Source organism: Deinococcus peraridilitoris DSM 19664, assembly GCF_000317835.1.
In the GTDB taxonomy this organism is placed as follows: domain Bacteria; phylum Deinococcota; class Deinococci; order Deinococcales; family Deinococcaceae; genus Deinococcus_A; species Deinococcus_A peraridilitoris.
In genome coordinates this window covers 2,848,141-2,865,768 of record NC_019793.1, presented here as the reverse complement: position 1 = coordinate 2,865,768, position 17,628 = coordinate 2,848,141, and the positions used below count along the sequence as shown (strand labels likewise).

Genomic DNA, 17,628 nt, shown 5'->3' with positions numbered 1-17,628 from the left:
AAGCAAACAGGACATGGAGGTGAACACTACAGCGTCTGGCAAGAAGCGCTCCTTCGAGTTGCGTTCATGGTAGCATCACAAATTTTTCATCTATGAGACTTCAGACGAGGTGCACACGCCACCTTCCCGCAAGCAGACTCACCAGAGCGCTTCCCATGTCCCCGGTCGTTCCCACCCGTATACTGGCGAAGGTGGAGTTCTGGGTCGAAATGGTCGAGCTGTACGAGTACAAGGTCGCCGACGTGGTGGCCGGCCGGGACCCTCGCGGCGGCCGCCGCTCGCTGGTTGCCCTGCGCGACGCCCTGCTCTACGGATCACTGGACTCGGCCTTGCAGCGGCGCTTTCGGCATGCCGACCGGCTGTGGCGTGACTACACCGTCGTCGCTCCTCCCGACGCCGCGCTGCTGCCCGGCGCGTCCCCGGGGACGCTGGAAGACTGGAACATGACACCCGGCAATCCACCTGATGTGGAAGGCGAGCAGCTCGAGCGGCTGGCGCAAGGACTGTGGCGCCTGCGGCTTGACGATCACCTGACCCGCCTGACGGCCCACTGGCGTCGTGAGAACGGTCTGGTCACCCTGCGCTCGCTCTACGCTCTCAGCCTCAACCTGGAAGCCGGTCAGTTGAGGCACAACGTTCCCGAGGAAAACGATCCGCTGGTTTCGCTCGGCAATCCACAGATCGCGCTGGGCGTGCTGGGCGCCCTGATCGACCTGTTGCTGGAATACCGCTCTGACACGCTGACTCCGGTGGCCTGGGCCCGTTCGGTCATGCTGGAGCTGGCCAACAATCCCTTCCCGAAACCAAAGGCCGGACACGACGCATTCACCCCGCCCGCCCGTCGGCCGGCCGAGCGTGCACAGATTCGTGAAGCGCTCGGCCGGGGTTTTGAGACCCTGAGCGGATTGCTGCCGTCGTCGCTGGGCGGCAGCGGCGACCACCCACCCGTGCTGCAGCACTTGCTCTTCGCACACAACCCGGCACGTCGCCAGAGCGAGCCGGACGCCACGACCACGCTGGCCCTGCGCCTGGCCGGGTCAGGAGAGATCCGCTGGCATTCGCAGGTCATCAGCTGGCAAAAAATCGCTCAAGGCTGGCAGTTGCAGGTGGGCGGCGCGGTGTATCCGCTGCGGCGCGAGGAGCACGGCGTCGGCCTCACCCGCATTCCGCTGGAGGGCGCCGAACTGCGCGCACTGCTCAGGGGAGAGTACCTCGTGCTGGACCTGCGGCAGGTACACGGTGCCAGCCTCACTGCCCTGGTGGCCGTGGGTCACGCAGTCGCCGCCCTGCTCGAGGACAGCGACCAGTACCTGCACCTGCGTCTGGCCCGCGGCGTCGCGCAGTGGCTGCGCGACGGGCACCTCGACGCAGGGGCCCTGGGCCCGCAAAGCGCCGCGAAGTATGCCGGTGCGACACACGAGTCACTGCTGGCGTTTGCCCGCAAGGGCGTCGAGAATCTGCTGGCCCGACTCGCCAAACGCGGAGAAGCTGAGGCCACCCGCGCCTTTCGCGAAGTCGCCCGCTTGCTGGGCTGCCCGGAAGACCGCGCCATACGGCTGCTCGATCGGCTCCGTGAGGCCCGCGAGCGCCCGCAGCTGTCCGAAGCCAGTGAGGTGCGCCGCGAAGGCGAGGTGGTGCTGCTGGCCTATCAGGGAACACCCCTGACGGTCAGCGTCATGGGGCGGATGCTCACCCTGCGGGCCGATTATCAGGGCGAGGTAACCGCCGTGCTGCCCGGCTCGCCCGCACTGCCGGTGCAGGAGCTGCAGGTGTTCGTCTCTCCTCAGGGAGGCGTGATCGTGGCCCGTCAGGGAATGCGCCTCGCAGTGACGTACCAGCGGGCCCTTGCGCCCGCTTGAGACCGTGCGGGCCGCGCCGATGACCTGCGGAGACTGATTGCGGCGCTGAGGGGCGTTCGTGCCTTCCCTCGCTCAGGAGAATTCTTCAAGGCCCACCTCGACCGTCCGGGCGTGCGCGTTGACGGTCAGGGCGAAATCGCGGTTGTAACCGCCTGCCATGGTCGTCACTGCGGGAACGCCTGCCGCCTTGCACCACCGGTATACCCGGCGCGAGCGCTCGTCGGCGCCCTCCAAGGTCAGGGCGAAACGCCCGAAGCGGTCTCCTCCCAGCACGTCCACACCCGCCAGGTACACCAGCAGGTCGGGGCGAAAGGCATCGAGCGCGGGGAAAACCTGCGTGTCCAACACGTGCAGGTATTGCAGGTCGCTCACGCCGTCACCCAGAGCGATATCAAGGCTGCTGCGCTCTTTGCGAAACGGGTAGTTGCGCTCGCCGTGCACGCTCAGGGTGTACGCCCGCGCCTCACGCGCCAGCAGGCTGGCCGTACCGTTGCCCTGATGAACGTCGAGGTCGACAATCGCTACGCGCGACACCCAGCCTTCACGCAAGGCCAGCGTCACGGCGATCACCACGTCGTTGAGCAACGAAAACCCTTCGGCCCGGTCGAAAAAGGCGTGGTGGGTCCCGCCGGACAGATTGACGCCCCAGCCACTGCGCAAGGCGTCCCGCAGCGCCACGACGGTCGCGCCCGAAGCGCGGCGCGCGCGCTCCACCACTTCAGGGCTCCAGGGCAAGCCGAACACCCTGACCTCGTCACGCGACACCTCGCCGGCACGCCAGCGGTCAAGGTACCCACGATCATGCACGGCCTCGGCCAGCTCCCACTCCAGCGCCGGTGCCGGCAGAATCGGCAGCTGACCCTGCAGTTGCAGCGCCACCCCGGCGTACTTGTACAGCGGGAAACGGTGTCCTTCGGGCAGGGGGAACGTGTACTCGGCGGGCGTGTAAGCGCGAAAGCGCGTCATGCGCCCGAGTATAGAGGTGGGACCTGCCGTCTCACCGGGCGGACGTTTGCAAAAATGCCTGCGCGCTGACCTGACCTGTCGCCGCTCCGCTTTGCTTCTTCCTGCTTTACTGGCGCGCAATGCGCAACAGGTAGAACCCCACGAGATCCAACACTCCGACCGCGATCAGGTCGGTGACCCAGCGAGGATTGCCCTGCCCCAGATTGACGATCACGGTGATGATGCCACCGACGTTCAGCAGCACCAGCAGCGCAATAAGGAGGCCTGGCAAGGTGCCCTTACCGTAGCATGCCCAAAAGTTCCTCGTGCAGCACTTTGTTGGAAGCGACGATCATCGGTCCGTAGGGAGTGGGGCGACCCTGACCGTCACTCACACGCCCACCAGCTTCCTCGACGATCAAACTGCCCGCCGCCGCGTCCCAGGGCTTCAAACCGAACTCCCAGTACCCGTCAAACCGGCCACAGGCCACGTAACACAGGTCCAAAGCCGCTGCTCCCGCACGGCGCACCGGCAGACCGAGGGCCAGCGCCCGCCGCAGGAGATCCAGGTTGCGCGCGTCCTGAGCCACGTTGTAGGGAAAGCCGGTGGCAAGCAGGGCCGGAGTGGCCAGGGGCTCGGTAGTGGAGACCTGAATCTGCTGGCCGTTCAGAAAGGCGCCTTCTCCTTTCACGGCCGTAAACAGCTCGTCGCGCGTCGGGTCGTACACTACGCCGACCATCCGCTCGCCGTGCTGCTCGAAGCCGATCGAGACGCAGTACACCGGAAAGCCGTGGGCGTAATTCACGGTGCCGTCCAGTGGATCGACCACCCAGCGGGCTTCCCGGATTTCACCGACCAGGCCTTCCTCTTCGCCGAGAATGGCATGCTCGGGAAAGTCTGCCAGCAACAGGCGGCGGATTTCCGCTTCGGCGAGCGTATCCACCTCGGTCACGAGGTCGCCCAGCGTCGTCTTGCTGCGCACTCCAAAGGCGCGGCCAGCATAGGCAAGGTGAATGGCGCCGGCCGCACGCGCGGCCCTGATGGCTGTATGAAGATGGTCGGCGAACAGGGTCACCATTGCATGGTAAAGCCGACTCATAGACTGAGGTGTGAACGCCCGAGAATCCGGCAGACGGATCTTGATGGCGCCCCTGGGTGCCGCACTGATGCTGTCCCTGGGCGCCTGCATGATGCGGCCCACCCAGAACGTGTGGGCGCTGGACTTTCAGCGCACCGACAACCACGTTGAGCTCGATCCCACACGGCTGCTCACCGAGCAGCGCGTCCCGGGTGCCCGGCTGGTCAGCGTGCCGACGGCGCTCAAGCTTGCGCCGCCCGGCAGCCTGATTCTGGCGTGCTGGCGTGGTACGGAGCTCAGCAACTTCTATGGACCCTGCTCGCATGTCGCCCGCAAGATCGACGACACGCAGCTGGCCGAGACCTTTCTGGCCGGCGCGGCGGGCACCTATCCCCTGTCGCGCCTGTATGACCGCTACGCGGTGATCGTGCTCGACGTGGGCGCGCGCGAGGAACACCTGAGCGTGATGCGCAAGGAAGTCGAGCGGCTCAAGGGACTGCCGTACGATCTCACCCACCGTCCGGGCACCTACTACTGTTCGAATTATCAAAACCAGCTGCAGAAAGTCGCCGGGCTTCCCGAGGTGATCGCCCTGAACAAGGACTGGCAGATGTACGTTCCCTCCGACGTGCTGCTCACTCCGGGCGTCAAGGTGCTGTGGGTCGGCGTGAACGAGCGACTCTTCACGGTCGGCGCCGGATTCCGCTGAGCGGACCGCGAGCGCCGGCTCCCTGGTACAGTTTGGGGCGTGATTGACCGCTACCAGACCAAGGAAATGAAAGCGCTGTGGAGTGAGGCCAACCGCTACCGCGCCTGGCTGAAAGTCGAGCTCGCCGCCATGGACGCCCAGGCAGAATTCGGCGAGGTGCCACGCGAAGCGCACGACGACCTCACCCGGCGCACGGGCGCCGATCCGCTGGACGAGGCCTTTGCGCTGCGGGTAGCCGAGATCGAGTCGGTCACCCGGCATGACATCGTGGCCTTCACGACGGCCCTGACCGAACGCTACGGCGAGAACGCCCGCTTCGTGCATCACGGCCTCACCAGCACCGACGTGGTGGACACCGCCCAGAACCTGCTGCTCGACGAAGCGCTGGCCCTGATCGAGACGGACGTGAGGGCCCTGCGCGCCGTGTGCCAGGAGCAGGCCGTGCGCTACAAGCACACGCCCACCATCGGGCGCACACACGGTATTCACGCCGAGCCGATGACCTTCGGGCTGAAGTTCCTGAACTGGATGGCGACCCTGGACCGCGACCTCGAGCGCCTGGCCGCGGCCCGCAGGCGCGTGCAGGTCGTGATGCTGTCGGGCTCGGTCGGCACCTATGCCCACGTCAGCCCCGAAGTCGAGGAGCGGGTGGCGGAAAAGTGGAACTGGACGGCCGCTCCCGTGACCAACCAGACCCTGGCGCGTGACCGGCACGCCGAGGTGCTCTCGGCACTGGCGATTTTCGGCACGACCCTGGAGAAGATCGCCACCGAGGTGCGTCACCTGCAGCGTTCCGAGGTTCGCGAGGCCATGGAGCCCTTCAGCGTGGGCCAGAAGGGTTCAAGCTCCATGCCGCACAAGAAAAACCCGATCCTGACCGAGAACGTGACTGGCATGGCCCGGCTGCTGCGCGGCTTTCTGGTGACGGCCCTGGAAAACGTGACCCTGTGGCACGAGCGCGACATCAGTCACTCCAGCGCGGAGCGGGTGATTCTGCCCGACGCGACCACGGTGGCGAGCTACGCCACCCGGCGCCTGACCGGAGTGCTACGGGACCTGGTGGTCTTTCCCGAGCGCATGCTGGCGAATTTGAACAGCCTGGGCGGGCTGGTGTTCAGCCAGCGGGTGCTGCACCAGCTGATCGACGGCGGGCTGTCGCGCGAAGGCGCCTACGCCATCGTTCAGCGCGCCAGCCTACGCTCCTGGGAAAGCGGCGAGGGACTGCGCGAGCTGCTCGAAGCCGACCCTGAAATGCCGCTCAGTGCCTCAGAACTCGACGCGGCGTTCGATCTGGGCTGGTATCTGCGCGAAGTCGACCACATCTACGCCCGCTTCGGACTGTAATACGATCTCGCCTTCATTTCGTTCCACTTTGGAAGAACACCAAAATGGAACTCCATTGCGGCCAGCTCGTACTTTTTTCCACTCGCGCCGCTCGGCATTGAGGAGTTCCTCTGGAAACTCCTCAATGCGAAATGGTATAAGACTGCTTTCCAGAAACAGCGCGGGGAGACTTCAGCGGGTTTCCTCGCGCTGTTTCCATTCAGGCCGTGCACGGAAATTTTCGCGCCGCACGGCCGGCGCCTTGTTCTAGGCTGAAACCATGCGTTCCTTTGTCATCAAAATCGGCGTCAACGCCCTGGCCCTGTGGCTGACGAGCCGCCTGTATCCGCAGGGCGTGTCTTTCGAGGGGGGAGCGCAGCCCCGTGAGGTGCTGGTGGCCGCGCTGGTGCTGGGCCTGGTGAACGCGCTGATCCGGCCGGTGCTGCTCTTTCTGTCCCTGCCGGTCACCCTGCTGACCCTGGGCCTGTTCGCACTGGTGGTCAACGCGGTGGTGCTGTGGCTGGTGGCCAGCGTGACCAGCCTGAATATCGGTGGCCCACTTGAGGCGCTCTGGGGCGCTTTGGTGCTGGCCATCGTGAGCTGGCTGCTGGACGCCTTGCTGAACAGCAGGACAAAGCGTGCGGGCAGGTAAAGCGCCCGGCGTGCTTTCTTAAGTTTTCACGAAGAAGCCTGGGAGGTCGCGCTAGACTCCTTTCACATGGAACTCATTCAATCTCCGGTGGAGTTGCGCGCGCGCCTTGTGGGCGCAGCCTCTGTCGGCTTCGTTCCCACCATGGGCTTTTTGCACGACGGTCATGCCCGGCTGATCGAGCGAGCCAGCCAAGAAAACGAGCGGGTCGTGGTCAGTGTCTTCGTCAATCCGCTGCAGTTCGGCGCCGGCGAGGACCTGTCACGCTACCCGCGCGACCTGGCGCGCGATCAGGAAATCGCCGAGCAGCACGGCGCGCACCTGCTCTTTCATCCGCAGGCGTCGGTGATGTATCCCGAGGGCTTCACTTCACGCATCGAGCTGGGCGGCCCCGGCGAAGGCTGGGAAGGAGCGTCACGACCCGGACACTTTTCGGGCGTGGCGACGGTCGTGCTGAAGCTGCTGAACCTGGTCTCCCCTACCCGCGCCTATTTTGGTGAAAAAGACTGGCAGCAGCTTGCCGTCATCCGGCGTGTGGTGCGCGATTTCAATCTGAGCGTCGAGATCGTCGGCTGCCCCACCGTACGCGAGCCAAGCGGCCTAGCCCTGAGCAGCCGTAACAGCTACTTCACGGCCGAGCAGCGCGAGCGGGCCGCCATCCTGTCGCGTGCCTTGCGCGCCGCACAAAACGCCTATGCCAAAGGCGAGCGCCTGTCCAAGCGACTGCTGGACACCGCGCGCATGGTCCTGATGAGCGAACGCGAGCTGACGCTCGACTACCTCGCACTGGTGGATGAGAACCTCAGGCCCATCGAGGTCATCTCGCGTCCCGAGGGGGCCCGGCTGCTGATTGCCGCGTGCCTGTTCGGGGTGCGCCTGATCGATAACATGCCCCTTTCCGAGAACGCCCATGCCTGATCCCTGCCCCTTTCCCACACCAACGCTTCACACGCGAACGCGCCCGGCGTTCCAGGAGGTTGTATGACACTCGACGAACTGCTGCGCACCATGGTCGCCCGGCGCGCCTCGGACGTTCACCTGCAGGCGGGCAGCGCGCCCACCGCCCGAATTGATGGGGTGCTGGTGCCCTTTGGCGACTCGGTACTGATGCCCTCGGACACCGCTACCCTGGCGCGCAGCCTGCTCAGCAGCGACCAGTGGGAAGATTTCGAGTACCGCAACGAGCTTGACTCGGCCTACTCGCTCCCCGGCGTGGGGCGCTTTCGCTGCAACGTGTTCCGGCAGCGCGGCGCGGTCGGGATCGTCATGCGCGTGGTGGGCGACGTCATTCCCTCGTTCGAGGCGCTCGGCCTGCCCGCTCAGGCCATGCGCGACTTCGCCTCGCACGGGCGTGGGCTGATCCTGGTCACCGGGCCCACGGGCAGCGGCAAGACCACCACCCTCGCCAGCCTGCTCGACCACATCAACCACAGTTACCCCTCGAACATCATCACCATCGAGGACCCGATCGAGATTCTGCACAAGAACAAGCGCGCCATCGTGGTACAGCGCGAGATCGGCAACGACACCCGCGACTTTCGCACGGCGCTCAAGTACGCCATGCGCCAGGACCCCGACGTCATCATGATCGGCGAGATGCGCGACAAGGAAACGGTCGAGGCGGCCCTCAGCGCCGCGCAGACCGGTCACCTGGTGCTCTCGACGCTGCACACCAACGACGCCGTGCGCAGCGTCAACCGCATCATCGATTTCTTTCAGCCGCACGAGCGCGACCAGATCCGCATTCTGCTGGCCGATTCGCTGATCGGCATTCTCAGCCAGCGGCTGCTGCGCCGCTCGGACGGTGTCGGGCGGGTGCTGGGCCTCGAATTGCTGATCAATACCCCTCTCATCAAGGACTACATCAAGGACGAGGAAAAAACGCCCCTCATCAAGGACGCCCTGATCGAGGACAACATCCGGGGCATGCACACCTTCGACCAGCACCTGGTCGAGCTGTACACCAACAAGTTCATCACGCTCGACGAGGCGCTGGAAAATGCCACCAGCCCGCACGAGGTGCGCCTGATGATCACACGCCAGGGCGTCACCCGCTAGAACTTGCAAGTGAAACGTCCGCGGTGCGCTCTGCAGGTCGGCAGCCCTTCCAAAGCGCCCTGCGGGCGTTTTAGCATCCTGCTGTGAAACCGCTTGATTCTGCCCTCGAAGCGCTGGATGGCCTGAGTGACGGCATGAGCGTCATGGTAGGCGGCTTTGGGCTCGTGGGCGCTCCCCTGACCTTGATCGACGCGCTGTGCGAACACGGCGCACGCGACCTCACCATCATCAGCAACAACCTGGGCGAGCCGGGCGGCAAGGGGCTCAGCCGCCTGCTCTCGCTGGGGCGCATTCGCAAGGCCATTGGCAGCTACTTCACCAGCAACCCCGAGGTGGTCGCGGCGGTGGAGCGCGGAGAGCTCGAAGTAGAGCTGCTTCCCCAGGGCACCCTGGCCGAAGCGATTCGTGCGGGCGGTGCGGGGCTGGGCGGATTCTTCACGCCGGTCGGGGCGGGCACGTTGCTCGCGGAAGGCAAGGAGCAGCGCGAGATCGACGGGCGGCTGCACGTGCTGGAGCGCCCGCTGAAAGCAGACTTTGCCCTGGTCCGGGCCGAGCGGGCCGACGCGCTGGGCAACCTGGTGTACGACAAGACCCAGCAGAACTTCAACGTGGCCATGGCGACCGCCGCCCGAGTGACGGTGGCTGAAGTCGACCAGACCGTCTCGGCCGGGTCACTGCCGCCGGGCGCCATTCATACCCCTCACCTGTTCGTGTCCCGTCTGGTCCGCGCACAGGTGCACATCTTGGACGTCAAGAGTGTCGAGGAGATGCTGAGGTGAAATACAGCTGCGGAGGGAAGGTCAGGCTCACCCGCGCACCCTATACTGGAATTTGGCTATGACGACCGAACGCATTCAGATGACCCGCAAAGGGTACGAGAAACTCAAGACCGACCTGGAATACCTCAAGACCGTGCGCCGCGAGCAGATCAGCGAATACATGGGCAGCGCCCTTGCCGACGGCGATTTGCGCGAAAGCGCGGCGTATGACGAAGCGCGCATGCAGCAAAGCGAGAACGAAGCGCGCATTCAGGAAATGGAAGACCGCCTGTCGCGCGCCGTGATCGTGGAACTCAACGAGAACGAGAGCCGCGTGGGCCTGGGCGCACGCGTCACGGTGCAGGATCAGAATGGCAAGCAGCACCACTTCGAAGTGGTCGGCACCTACGAAGTGGACGTGCTGAAGGGCAAAATCAGCGACCAGAGCCCCATTGGCAAGGCGCTTGACGGGCACACTGCGGGCGAGACCGTGAAGGTGAGCCTGCCCAAGGGAAACCAGCAGTTTCAGATTCTCGACGTGAAGTACGAGTGATTTGGAGCAGCAGAGGTGGCTCTGCCGCTCTTTTTCCGGTGCCCAGGTTCAAGCCAAGGGGCAACAGGGGGAACATCATGTCTGTTCGTGACATCATTGCCCGGCGGGCCGCGCGTGAACTGCGCGCCGGAGACATCGTCAACCTCGGCATCGGCATTCCGGCCCTGGTGCCTAGATACCTTGGCGAGCGCGAAGTTCACCTGCACTCGGAAAACGGCGTGCTGGGTTTCGGCGACACGCCCAGCCCCGAAGAGGTCGACGCCAACCTCGTGAACGCGGGCAAGCAGCCCGTGACCGAGAAACCCGGCACTGCCTATTTTGACAGCAGCCTGTCCTTTGCCATGATTCGTGGTGGGCACGTGAATGTCGCGGTGATCGGCGCGCTGCAGGTGAGCGCGGCGGGCGACATTGCCAACTGGGCGGTGCCCGGCAAGGCGGTGCTGGGCGTGGGCGGGGCCATGGACCTCTGCGCGGGCGCGCGGCGCCTGATCGTCACCATGACCCACACGGAAAAGGACGGCACACCCAAGATCGTGCCGCAGCTGACCCTGCCCGCGACGGCGTTTGGCGTGGTGGACACCATCGTGACCGAGCTGGCCATGTTCCGTGTCGTGAACGGCGCGCTCGTTCTGGTCGAGTTGCAGGAAGGGGCCACCCTGGACGAGGTGCGCGCCAAAACCACGGCCCCCTTTGAGGAGCGGCTTTCAGCGCACGCTGCCGATTGAGGGAAAGTCTCAGCGTTGCAAAACCCCTGCCCCTCGGCAGGGGTTTTGCAGATTTACCGCGACAGTGTCAATGGGGCACGCTTTTTCGGCCAGCGCAGGGCAGGCAGCATCCTGGAGTGGTCCTCGATCAGGCCGCCGCCCAGCAGGCGTGGCCCGTCATACAGCACGACGCTCTGACCGGGCGCGACCGCGAACTGAGGCTCATAAAACTCCAGCTCGAAGCCCGCCTCGTCCGCCTGCACGACGCGCGCCCGCACGGGGGTGGCCCGGTAGCGGACCTGCACGTCGAGTTCGCGGGGCAGGCTTGCCAGGTCGAGCAGGTAGTTGGCGCTCCTGGCTTTCAGGCCGTGCCACTGACAGTCCTCGTAATCCCCGACCCAGACAGTGTTGGTGTCCGGGTCGAGGTGCACGACGAAACGCACCTCGTGGGTCTTGAAGAGGCCGAGGCCCTTTTTCTGCCCCAGGGTGTAAAACTGCGTGCCCAGGTGCTCGCCGACCACCTCACCCGTACGGATCTCGGCAATGGGGCCGCCCTTTTGCGGAATGAACTCGCTCACGAACTCCTTGACGGTGCCGGGCACGAAGCAGATGTTCTGCGATTCGGGCTTTTGCGCCGTGATCAGGCCATGCTGCTCGGCGAGCTCGCGGACCCGGGGCTTTTCCATTTCTCCCACCGGAAAGATGATGTGCGCCAGCGCGTCGCGTGGCGTGCCCCACAGAAAGTAGGTCTGGTCCTTGCGCGGATCGTCGCCACGGTGAAACTCGACCCTCTTTTCGCCGTTCGGGCCGTCCTCGCGGTCCACCCGCTTGACGTAGTGGCCGGTCGCGACGTACTCGCAGCCCAGCATGCGCGCCTTCTTGACCAGGGCGTCGAACTTCACTTTGGTGTTGCAGTTCACGCAGGGATTGGGCGTGCGTCCCGCCGCGTAATCCGCGATAAAGGGGTCCATGATGTTGCGCTTGAACTCGTCGCGGTAATCGAGCAGGTAAAACGGCACGCCCACCTGATCGGCCACGCGCCGCGCCTCGTAGGCGGCGTCCGGCGAGCAGCACGAGTCGAAGGTGTCCGTGCGCTTGTTGTCGGGCCAGAAGCGCATCATGGCGCCGATCACCTCGTAGCCCTGCTCCTTGAGCAGCGCCGCCGAGACGCTGGAATCGACCCCACCGGACATGGCACACAATACGCGACCCTTCGACATAACCGGTCAAGTCTAGCAAGGCACCGATGGGGCGCGAGTGACGCAGGTCACCCGGCAACGGTTCCGCAATTGACCGGCCAGCCGCTTTCAACCTTACGAGCCCAAGGCACCGACCGACCCGACCCACAGGCGCTTCAGGTCGATGCGACCATAGGCGTCAGGCCACACGTCACGGATCAATGGATGCAGGCGACGGCGTTTGACACGGTGATAGGTCAATGTCATCCAATAACGGGAGAGCAACAGCTCCTCGACCTGGTCCAGAATCACGTCACGTTCCTCGAAGGTGTAGGCCATCCGAAAGCCGTCCAGAGCAGCGTCAATCCTGGCCAGCACATCAGCAGGCAACAACTGACGAAAAAGCAGCTCCGGTTGCTGCATCGCAGTCAGGAAAGCCAGATGTTCGTTCGCACCGGCCACCTCGCCGAGCATCACCAGGTCGGCGTCCTGAATCAGGAGGGAGTCGTCCAGTTCAAAAGAGCAGACCTCCATGCGCAGCCCGAGACACTCCGCGCGCGCGGCCAGCCAGCGCGCCTCCTCTTGTGGTTGCGCCCAGCTCAACGCGTACAGTTTCAAGGGTGGGCCGTCGTGGTCGGCCTGCCGAATCAATTCTGCGGCGCGCGCAAGACAGTGTGCCCGGACCGGGCGCTCCTCGGTCCGGCGCGGATAGAAGGACGACGCAGGCCGTAGGGGCTCTTGGCGCTTCGTGTCCTGCCACAGGGCCTGCACGTCGTACAGTTCGTTTACTGCAGCCCGCAGCATCGCGTTCTGGCTCGCAAGCCGCCAGGCATTCCAGATCAGAAACTGCACGCCCACCTCGGCCTGCCAGGCATCACTGGCACGGCTGTCGGCTCCCTCGACAAAGTAACCGGGGCTGTCCTCACCACGCGGCACGCGGTAGAACTCGACCTCGTCAATCAGGGGTGGGCCCCCGAAGTGTGCGTCGAAGGCGCGCAGCCGGATGTTTCCTTCTGCTACGGTCAGGCGAAAGGCGCCGGTACCGGTGGGGGCTGCCTCGTCGTACGGCACGTCACGCGGCGTAATCAAGGCCTGAGTACCCGTGAGCCGCCAGGGCAGAAAGCAGTCGGGGCGGTTCAGGTGCACGGTCACGGTCAGCGGGTCGGGCGTCTCGACCCCGGTCAGATGAGGCAGCAGCCATCCGGCCGAAGCCTGCAGGCGCGACATGGTGTGGGCCACGTCGGCAGAATCAAGCGTTCGCCCGTGATGAAATTGCACGGCCCGACGCAGGAAGAAAGTCCAGCGAAGCCCGCCGGACGCTTCTTCCCAGTGGTGAGCGAGGTGTGGCTTGAGCTGCCGGCCGCTCACACGTAACAGTGGGTCGAGCGTCTGAAACAGCAGGTGCGCTTCGAGGGTGTTCGAGGCGTGCAGCGGGTTCAGGCTGCTCAGATCACGCATCACCACGCTGCGCAGCCGGTGGACGCCGGGCGCCGGACGCGTCAGGCCAAACAGGGCGCCCACCTCGGAAGTCATGACCCAGGCGGCGGGAATGGGCAGCCTGGCCAGCCGGGCCAGGGCCGAGACATTCTGCTCCTGCGTAAGCGAGCACACCAGCGCGGAAATTTCGCCGTACAAGGAAACCGGGAAGCGCAGGCAGGAGCGGTGGCCGCGTCCACGGCCCGGCACGTAATGGACATGGTGTTCGGTGACCAGCCGACGCAGCTGACGTTTGGCGGTCTTGTCGCTGCAGCGCCACAGCCTCATCAGTTCCGGCAACGTCACGAGGTACGCCTGGGCTTCCCCCGAACGTCTGTACAGTTCGGCCCGCAAAGTCAGGTAAAGCCAGTCAGGGGTGGTGAGAAAAGGGGACAAGATGCGTCTATTTTGCCCCTTTTTCCCCTTTTTCAGATGTCCGACACTGAGGCTCATGTGGCAGCGTCTGCACCCCAATATCCGAATGCGCATTGTTACCTCCTTTCTAAGCCGCATGGTGGGAGGGGCAGTCTTTCCATTCTTGGCGATCTACTTCACCACACAGCTGGGTGCCGCGCTGGCTGGCTTGCTGCTGGCCCTGCTGGTGGGCGTGCAGTTTCTTGCAGGTCTGTACGGCGGCGCGCTCGCAGATGCCTGGGGTAGGCGGCGCACCCTGCTCGCGGGAGAGGCACTCAAGGTCGCGGCGTTCACGGGGATGCTGCTGGCCAACCTGGACGGGCCACACCCCTGGTGGACTTTTGCTGCGGTGTGCCTTGTGAACGTCGCTTCGGGGCTGATCAACCCAGCCGCCGAAGCGATGCTGATGGACGTCTCAACGCCCGAGAGCCGCACCTTCATGTATGCCGTCAACTACTGGGCAGTGAACGCCAGCCTGTTGATCGGTACGCTGCTGGGCGGCTGGCTGTACGGCGATCACTTCACGCTGCTGCTGGCCCTCTTGGTGGGCATGTCCCTCGTGACCTTCGCGCTGGTCTGGAAGGGCATGAGCGAAACCAGAGCTGGGAAAAGTAGCAAGGCCGTTCGGCAGGAACTGGGCTGGCGTCCCCTGGCACGCAGCTACGCGCGAGTCTTTCGAGACCGTGCCTTTGCGCTGTTCACACTGGCAGGCATCGCCGTCCTGAGCATCGAGTTCGGTCGCAGCAATTTCGTGGCCGTTCACCTTGCCCAGGATTTTCCTGCTCAACTGCTGGCCGGGGTATCACTCGACGGCGTGCGGGTCCTGAGCCTGCTCACCGGCCTCAACACGCTGATGATCGTGCTGCTGACAGCGCCTGTCACTGCCTGGGTTGACCGGTGGAATAAGCGGCCTTACAGCACCCACCGTTTGATGTTTCTTGGCTTCGCCTTGTTCGCCACCGGTTTCGCGCTGCTGGCTGCGGGCAACTCCCTTTCCGTGCTGCTGATCGGAACGCTGGTGCTGAGCCTGGGCGAGTTGCTGTACGTCCCGACCCGTCAGGCGTTGCTGGCCGACCTTATTCCCGAAAACCAGCGCGGCGCGTACCTCGCGGTGAACGGGCAGATCTTCACACTGGCCAAGTGGGTCGCCGCGCTCGGTGTCCCACTGGGAGCGCTAATCGGCGGAGTGGGTATGGCAGCCTTAACCGTGCTGCTGGGCCTTTTGGGCATCTGGCTCAGCCGCCTGGCACTGTCCACTGGACGCCCATCTGGAGTGCCGCAAGTGGGCACCGTATGATCACACCTGGGCACGGTTCCCGCCGGCATACAGGGATCGGGCTCGCTAGAGTGGACACGATGCTTTCCCCTGACCAGCTCCTTCAGGCTGCCGACCGTTTCGGTACCCCCCTGTACGTCTACGACGCCAGCGAAATCGACACAGCCCTGAAACGTGTACGTGACGCCTTTCCGGGCGCCCGGATTTTCTACGCCATGAAGGCCAACTCCAATTTCGCGGTGCTGCGGCGCCTGCGTGCCCAGGGCGTCGGCTTTGAAGCGGTCTCCCCCGGCGAGCTCGCCCGCACGCGCTTTCTGGGTTGCGCCGGAGACGAGGTCATCGTGAACGGCCCCGCCAAAAGCGCCCAGGAGTACCAGCACGGCGCCGAGATGGGCGCGACCTTTGTGATCGACCGCGAGGAGGAAGTGTCGCTCCTGCCGCCCGGCGCGCGGGTGCTGGTGCGGGTCAATCCCGGCCTGCCCGTAAGCACCCACGACCACCTCGCGACGGGCGCCGCCCACGCCAAGTTCGGTGTGCCCCTGCAGGGCGTGGTGCAGGTCTTCTCCGCAGCCCGAGAAGCAGGGTTGCAGATCCGGGGACTGCACCTGCATATCGGCAGCTCCATTCGCGACTCGGCCGACTTTGGCGTGGCCTTCGGTCAGCTCACGACGCTGGCGCCGCAACTGCGCGAGCTGGGTTTTGGCCAGCTGGAGGTGCTCGACGTCGGCGGGGGCTGGGGGCTGAGGGCCGACCTACCGGGCATCGCGGCAGCGGCCCGTGAAGCGCAGAGCGCTTTTGGTGCGCGCGAACTGTGGGTCGAGCCGGGCCGTTATCTGGTCGCGCTGGCGGGCGTGCTGCTCACGCGGGTGGTCGGCACCAAGCGCACCGCGCGCTCGTTTGTGCTGTGCGACGCCGGCATGACCGAACTGCTGCGGCCCATGCTCTACGACGCCAAGCACCCCGTCACACCCCTGTGGGACGCGCCCGAGCGCCACGTGTACGATCTGGCCGGTCCGGCCTGTGAAAGCGGCGATGTCCTGCGGCGTGACGTGGAACTGCCCACCCCCTCCCCCGGCGCGCTGCTGGCGGTGGGCGAGGCAGGAGCCTACGGCGCGGTCATGAGCAGCAGCTACCTGTCGCGCTCCCGCCCGGCGGAGGTGCTGTGGGACGGAGGGTGGCAGCTGATCCGCCGGCGCGAGCGGCCCGAGGACGTGTGGGCAGCCGAGGTAGAACCGGAGTCGGGCGCGGTTTCGTACTGACGGCACCCTGACCTTGTTCCTCGCTGCTCCTCAGTCACCGATCGTATCCTTCGCCAGCCTCAAGTCGCGGTAGCGCTCGCCCAGCATCAGCCAGGGCTCTTCGCGGAAGTGGTTGTCACCCAGCGGACTGGTGGAGGGCAGCACCCAGAGTTCTGTTCCCTCCAGGGTCCGCTCCTGGCGCCCATAGGGCAGCTTGCCTGTCGGCGTGCTCAGGGCTTCGCTCGCGGCGCGCTTGCTGGTAAAAGCCAGCAGGCGCGGCGCGTAGCGCACCAGCTTTTCTCGCAGTTCCAGCGGCGCCCAGGCTTCTTTGGGCAGTTTCGAGTCGATGCCGAAGTGCCGCTTGGCCATGTCGGTCAGGCCAATATCCCAGGAGAGCAACTCTGGGTATTCGGTGGGGCGCAGCTGCCTGGGGGTGAAACCAGCGCGGTGCAGCAACGGCCAGAACTTGTTGTGCGGGTGCGCGTAGTACGCCCGCGCCCGCGCCGAGGCCGGACTGGGCGCGGTGCCGCAGAACACCAGCACCAGACCTTCGCGCAGCAGGTCGGGCACGATGTAGTCGCTCGTGGCAGGAGCAGTCATGGGCAGCTGAGTGGCCGTCCGTCGAGCCGTGTCCTCACTCGTTATACCGCTCGTCCTTGAACGGGTCTCCACGCATGTGATAGCCGTTGCGCTCCCAGAAGCCGGGCTGGTCGTGGTCGATGAATTCCAGGCCCGAGATCCACTTGGCGCTTTTCCAGAAATACAGGTGCGGCACCACCAGGCGCATCGGGCCACCGTGCTCGGTTTCGAGGGGCGCGCCGTCGTACTGCCACGCCAGCAAATTGAGGTCGCGCACGAAGTCCTGCAAACTGAGGTTGGTGGTGTAGCCGCCGTAGCTGTGAATCATCACGTGTGTGGCGCCGCCCTTCAGCTTGATCAGCGGCATCAGGTCGGTGACGCGCACCCCGGTCCAGCTGGTATCGAGCTTGCTCCAGTGGGTGACACAGTGAATGTCATAGGTGTGGGTGGTCTGGGGCAGACTCATCAGTTCACCCCAGGTGAAGGTGGCCTCCTCGGCAAGCCCCCAGATGCGCAGTTCCACGTTATGGGCTTCGATGCGCGGGGTGGGACCGTAGGTGAGCACCGGGAAGCGGGTGGTGAGGGTCTGGCCGGGGGGGATACGGCCGCCCTGGTCGTCTTCGGGCTTCTTGAAGAATTTGCCCAGCATGATTCCTCCTGACGTTCGGCCGCCCAGGCGGCACTTCCGCCACGCTAACACCCGCTTTCTCAGGAATTGGCGCGAGGGTCATGATCGTGGCTTGAGTCATGCGCCGGTCGCCTGATTGTGTATATGCGACACAAATTCCGTTTGAACGGAGTACCATAAGAGCAGGGGTCAACCATGACCC

Annotated in this window: 18 protein-coding genes; 11 read left to right on the top strand and 7 right to left on the bottom strand. The window is 65.0% G+C overall.

All coding sequences use genetic code 11. The features are described 5' to 3' along the window. Positions 1–191 precede the first annotated feature (191 nt). The gene (locus DEIPE_RS13920) at positions 192–1,859 is read left to right on the top strand and encodes a hypothetical protein (protein ID WP_157448879.1); all 1,668 of its coding nucleotides are present in this window, start codon (positions 192–194) and stop codon (positions 1,857–1,859) included. A 72-nt stretch (positions 1,860–1,931) separates the two neighbouring features. On the opposite strand, the gene DEIPE_RS13915 is transcribed toward DEIPE_RS13920, so the two are convergent. The 3 genes from DEIPE_RS13915 to DEIPE_RS13910 all read right to left on the bottom strand — a co-directional run bounded on the left by DEIPE_RS13915 (position 1,932) and on the right by DEIPE_RS13910 (position 3,883). Further along, complete coding sequence (locus DEIPE_RS13915) at positions 1,932–2,825, bottom strand: histone deacetylase family protein (RefSeq protein WP_015236614.1); 894 nt, start codon at positions 2,823–2,825, stop codon at positions 1,932–1,934. 106 nt (positions 2,826–2,931) lie between these two features. Next, positions 2,932–3,096 carry a hypothetical protein gene (locus DEIPE_RS24515; protein ID WP_015236613.1) on the bottom strand — a complete coding sequence of 55 codons (165 nt, stop codon included), beginning with the start codon at positions 3,094–3,096 and terminating at the stop codon, positions 2,932–2,934. A gap of 7 nt (positions 3,097–3,103) precedes the next feature. Beyond that, positions 3,104–3,883, bottom strand: a complete 780-nt coding sequence (locus tag DEIPE_RS13910) for an inositol monophosphatase family protein (protein ID WP_015236612.1) — start codon at positions 3,881–3,883, stop codon at positions 3,104–3,106. Positions 3,884–3,914: 31 nt separating this feature from the next. Here DEIPE_RS13910 and DEIPE_RS13905 point away from each other — a divergent pair, with 31 nt between their 5' ends. From DEIPE_RS13905 to DEIPE_RS13870, 8 genes are all read left to right on the top strand, one after another. Beyond that, on the top strand, positions 3,915–4,592 hold the full coding sequence (locus DEIPE_RS13905) for a C40 family peptidase (protein ID WP_157448877.1): 678 nt from the start codon (positions 3,915–3,917) through the stop codon (positions 4,590–4,592). A 39-nt stretch (positions 4,593–4,631) separates the two neighbouring features. Beyond that, on the top strand, positions 4,632–5,936 hold the full coding sequence (purB, locus tag DEIPE_RS13900) for an adenylosuccinate lyase (protein ID WP_015236610.1): 1,305 nt from the start codon (positions 4,632–4,634) through the stop codon (positions 5,934–5,936). A 259-nt stretch (positions 5,937–6,195) separates the two neighbouring features. Further along, complete coding sequence (locus tag DEIPE_RS13895) at positions 6,196–6,567, top strand: phage holin family protein (RefSeq protein ID WP_015236609.1); 372 nt, start codon at positions 6,196–6,198, stop codon at positions 6,565–6,567. 66 nt (positions 6,568–6,633) lie between these two features. Next, positions 6,634–7,482, top strand: coding sequence for a pantoate--beta-alanine ligase (panC, locus tag DEIPE_RS13890; protein WP_015236608.1), 849 nt, complete (start codon positions 6,634–6,636; stop codon positions 7,480–7,482). A gap of 63 nt (positions 7,483–7,545) precedes the next feature. Beyond that, positions 7,546–8,622, top strand: a complete 1,077-nt coding sequence (locus DEIPE_RS13885; protein WP_015236607.1) for a type IV pilus twitching motility protein PilT — start codon at positions 7,546–7,548, stop codon at positions 8,620–8,622. An 83-nt stretch (positions 8,623–8,705) separates the two neighbouring features. Continuing rightward, complete coding sequence (locus DEIPE_RS13880; RefSeq protein WP_015236606.1) at positions 8,706–9,401, top strand: CoA transferase subunit A; 696 nt, start codon at positions 8,706–8,708, stop codon at positions 9,399–9,401. 58 nt (positions 9,402–9,459) lie between these two features. Next, a complete protein-coding gene (gene greA, locus DEIPE_RS13875; RefSeq protein ID WP_015236605.1) occupies positions 9,460–9,933 on the top strand; it encodes a transcription elongation factor GreA in 474 nt (157 codons plus the stop codon). Positions 9,934–10,010: 77 nt separating this feature from the next. Next, a complete protein-coding gene (locus DEIPE_RS13870) occupies positions 10,011–10,658 on the top strand; it encodes a 3-oxoacid CoA-transferase subunit B (RefSeq protein ID WP_041230914.1) in 648 nt (215 codons plus the stop codon). Between the two features lie 53 nt (positions 10,659–10,711). On the opposite strand, the gene mnmA is transcribed toward DEIPE_RS13870, so the two are convergent. Together mnmA and DEIPE_RS13860 are read right to left on the bottom strand one after the other, a co-directional pair. Then, a complete protein-coding gene (mnmA, locus tag DEIPE_RS13865; protein ID WP_015236603.1) occupies positions 10,712–11,857 on the bottom strand; it encodes a tRNA 2-thiouridine(34) synthase MnmA in 1,146 nt (381 codons plus the stop codon). A 93-nt stretch (positions 11,858–11,950) separates the two neighbouring features. Further along, on the bottom strand, positions 11,951–13,687 hold the full coding sequence (locus tag DEIPE_RS13860) for an ABC transporter substrate-binding protein (protein ID WP_015236602.1): 1,737 nt from the start codon (positions 13,685–13,687) through the stop codon (positions 11,951–11,953). A gap of 55 nt (positions 13,688–13,742) precedes the next feature. Between DEIPE_RS13860 and DEIPE_RS13855 the strand changes: the two genes are divergently transcribed. Both DEIPE_RS13855 and lysA read left to right on the top strand, forming a co-directional pair. Beyond that, positions 13,743–15,002 carry an MDR family MFS transporter gene (locus DEIPE_RS13855; RefSeq protein ID WP_041230912.1) on the top strand — a complete coding sequence of 420 codons (1,260 nt, stop codon included), beginning with the start codon at positions 13,743–13,745 and terminating at the stop codon, positions 15,000–15,002. A 59-nt stretch (positions 15,003–15,061) separates the two neighbouring features. After that, positions 15,062–16,240, top strand: a complete 1,179-nt coding sequence (gene lysA, locus DEIPE_RS13850; protein WP_041230911.1) for a diaminopimelate decarboxylase — start codon at positions 15,062–15,064, stop codon at positions 16,238–16,240. A 30-nt stretch (positions 16,241–16,270) separates the two neighbouring features. On the opposite strand, the gene DEIPE_RS13845 is transcribed toward lysA, so the two are convergent. Beyond that, entirely contained in the window at positions 16,271–16,819 is a 549-nt protein-coding gene (locus tag DEIPE_RS13845) for a mismatch-specific DNA-glycosylase (protein WP_015236599.1), read from the bottom strand. A gap of 34 nt (positions 16,820–16,853) precedes the next feature. Beyond that, entirely contained in the window at positions 16,854–17,447 is a 594-nt protein-coding gene (locus DEIPE_RS13840) for a sulfite oxidase-like oxidoreductase (RefSeq protein WP_015236598.1), read from the bottom strand. Between the last annotated feature and the right edge of the window lie 181 nt (positions 17,448–17,628).

Bases quoted from the DNA above. Each gene is read 5' to 3' on its own strand.
- DEIPE_RS13915 (WP_015236614.1), bottom strand. From the start codon at position 2,825: ATGACGCGCTTTCGCGCTTACACGCCCGCCGAGTACACGTTCCCCCTG.
- DEIPE_RS13910 (WP_015236612.1), bottom strand. From the start codon at position 3,883: ATGGTGACCCTGTTCGCCGACCATCTTCATACAGCCATCAGGGCCGCG.
- DEIPE_RS13895 (WP_015236609.1), top strand. From the start codon at position 6,196: ATGCGTTCCTTTGTCATCAAAATCGGCGTCAACGCCCTGGCCCTGTGG.
- panC (WP_015236608.1), top strand. From the start codon at position 6,634: ATGGAACTCATTCAATCTCCGGTGGAGTTGCGCGCGCGCCTTGTGGGC.
- DEIPE_RS13885 (WP_015236607.1), top strand. From the start codon at position 7,546: ATGACACTCGACGAACTGCTGCGCACCATGGTCGCCCGGCGCGCCTCG.
- greA (WP_015236605.1), top strand. From the start codon at position 9,460: ATGACGACCGAACGCATTCAGATGACCCGCAAAGGGTACGAGAAACTC.
- DEIPE_RS13870 (WP_041230914.1), top strand. From the start codon at position 10,011: ATGTCTGTTCGTGACATCATTGCCCGGCGGGCCGCGCGTGAACTGCGC.
- mnmA (WP_015236603.1), bottom strand. From the start codon at position 11,857: ATGTCGAAGGGTCGCGTATTGTGTGCCATGTCCGGTGGGGTCGATTCC.
- DEIPE_RS13855 (WP_041230912.1), top strand. From the start codon at position 13,743: ATGTGGCAGCGTCTGCACCCCAATATCCGAATGCGCATTGTTACCTCC.
- lysA (WP_041230911.1), top strand. From the start codon at position 15,062: ATGCTTTCCCCTGACCAGCTCCTTCAGGCTGCCGACCGTTTCGGTACC.
- DEIPE_RS13845 (WP_015236599.1), bottom strand. From the start codon at position 16,819: ATGACTGCTCCTGCCACGAGCGACTACATCGTGCCCGACCTGCTGCGC.
- DEIPE_RS13840 (WP_015236598.1), bottom strand. From the start codon at position 17,447: ATGCTGGGCAAATTCTTCAAGAAGCCCGAAGACGACCAGGGCGGCCGT.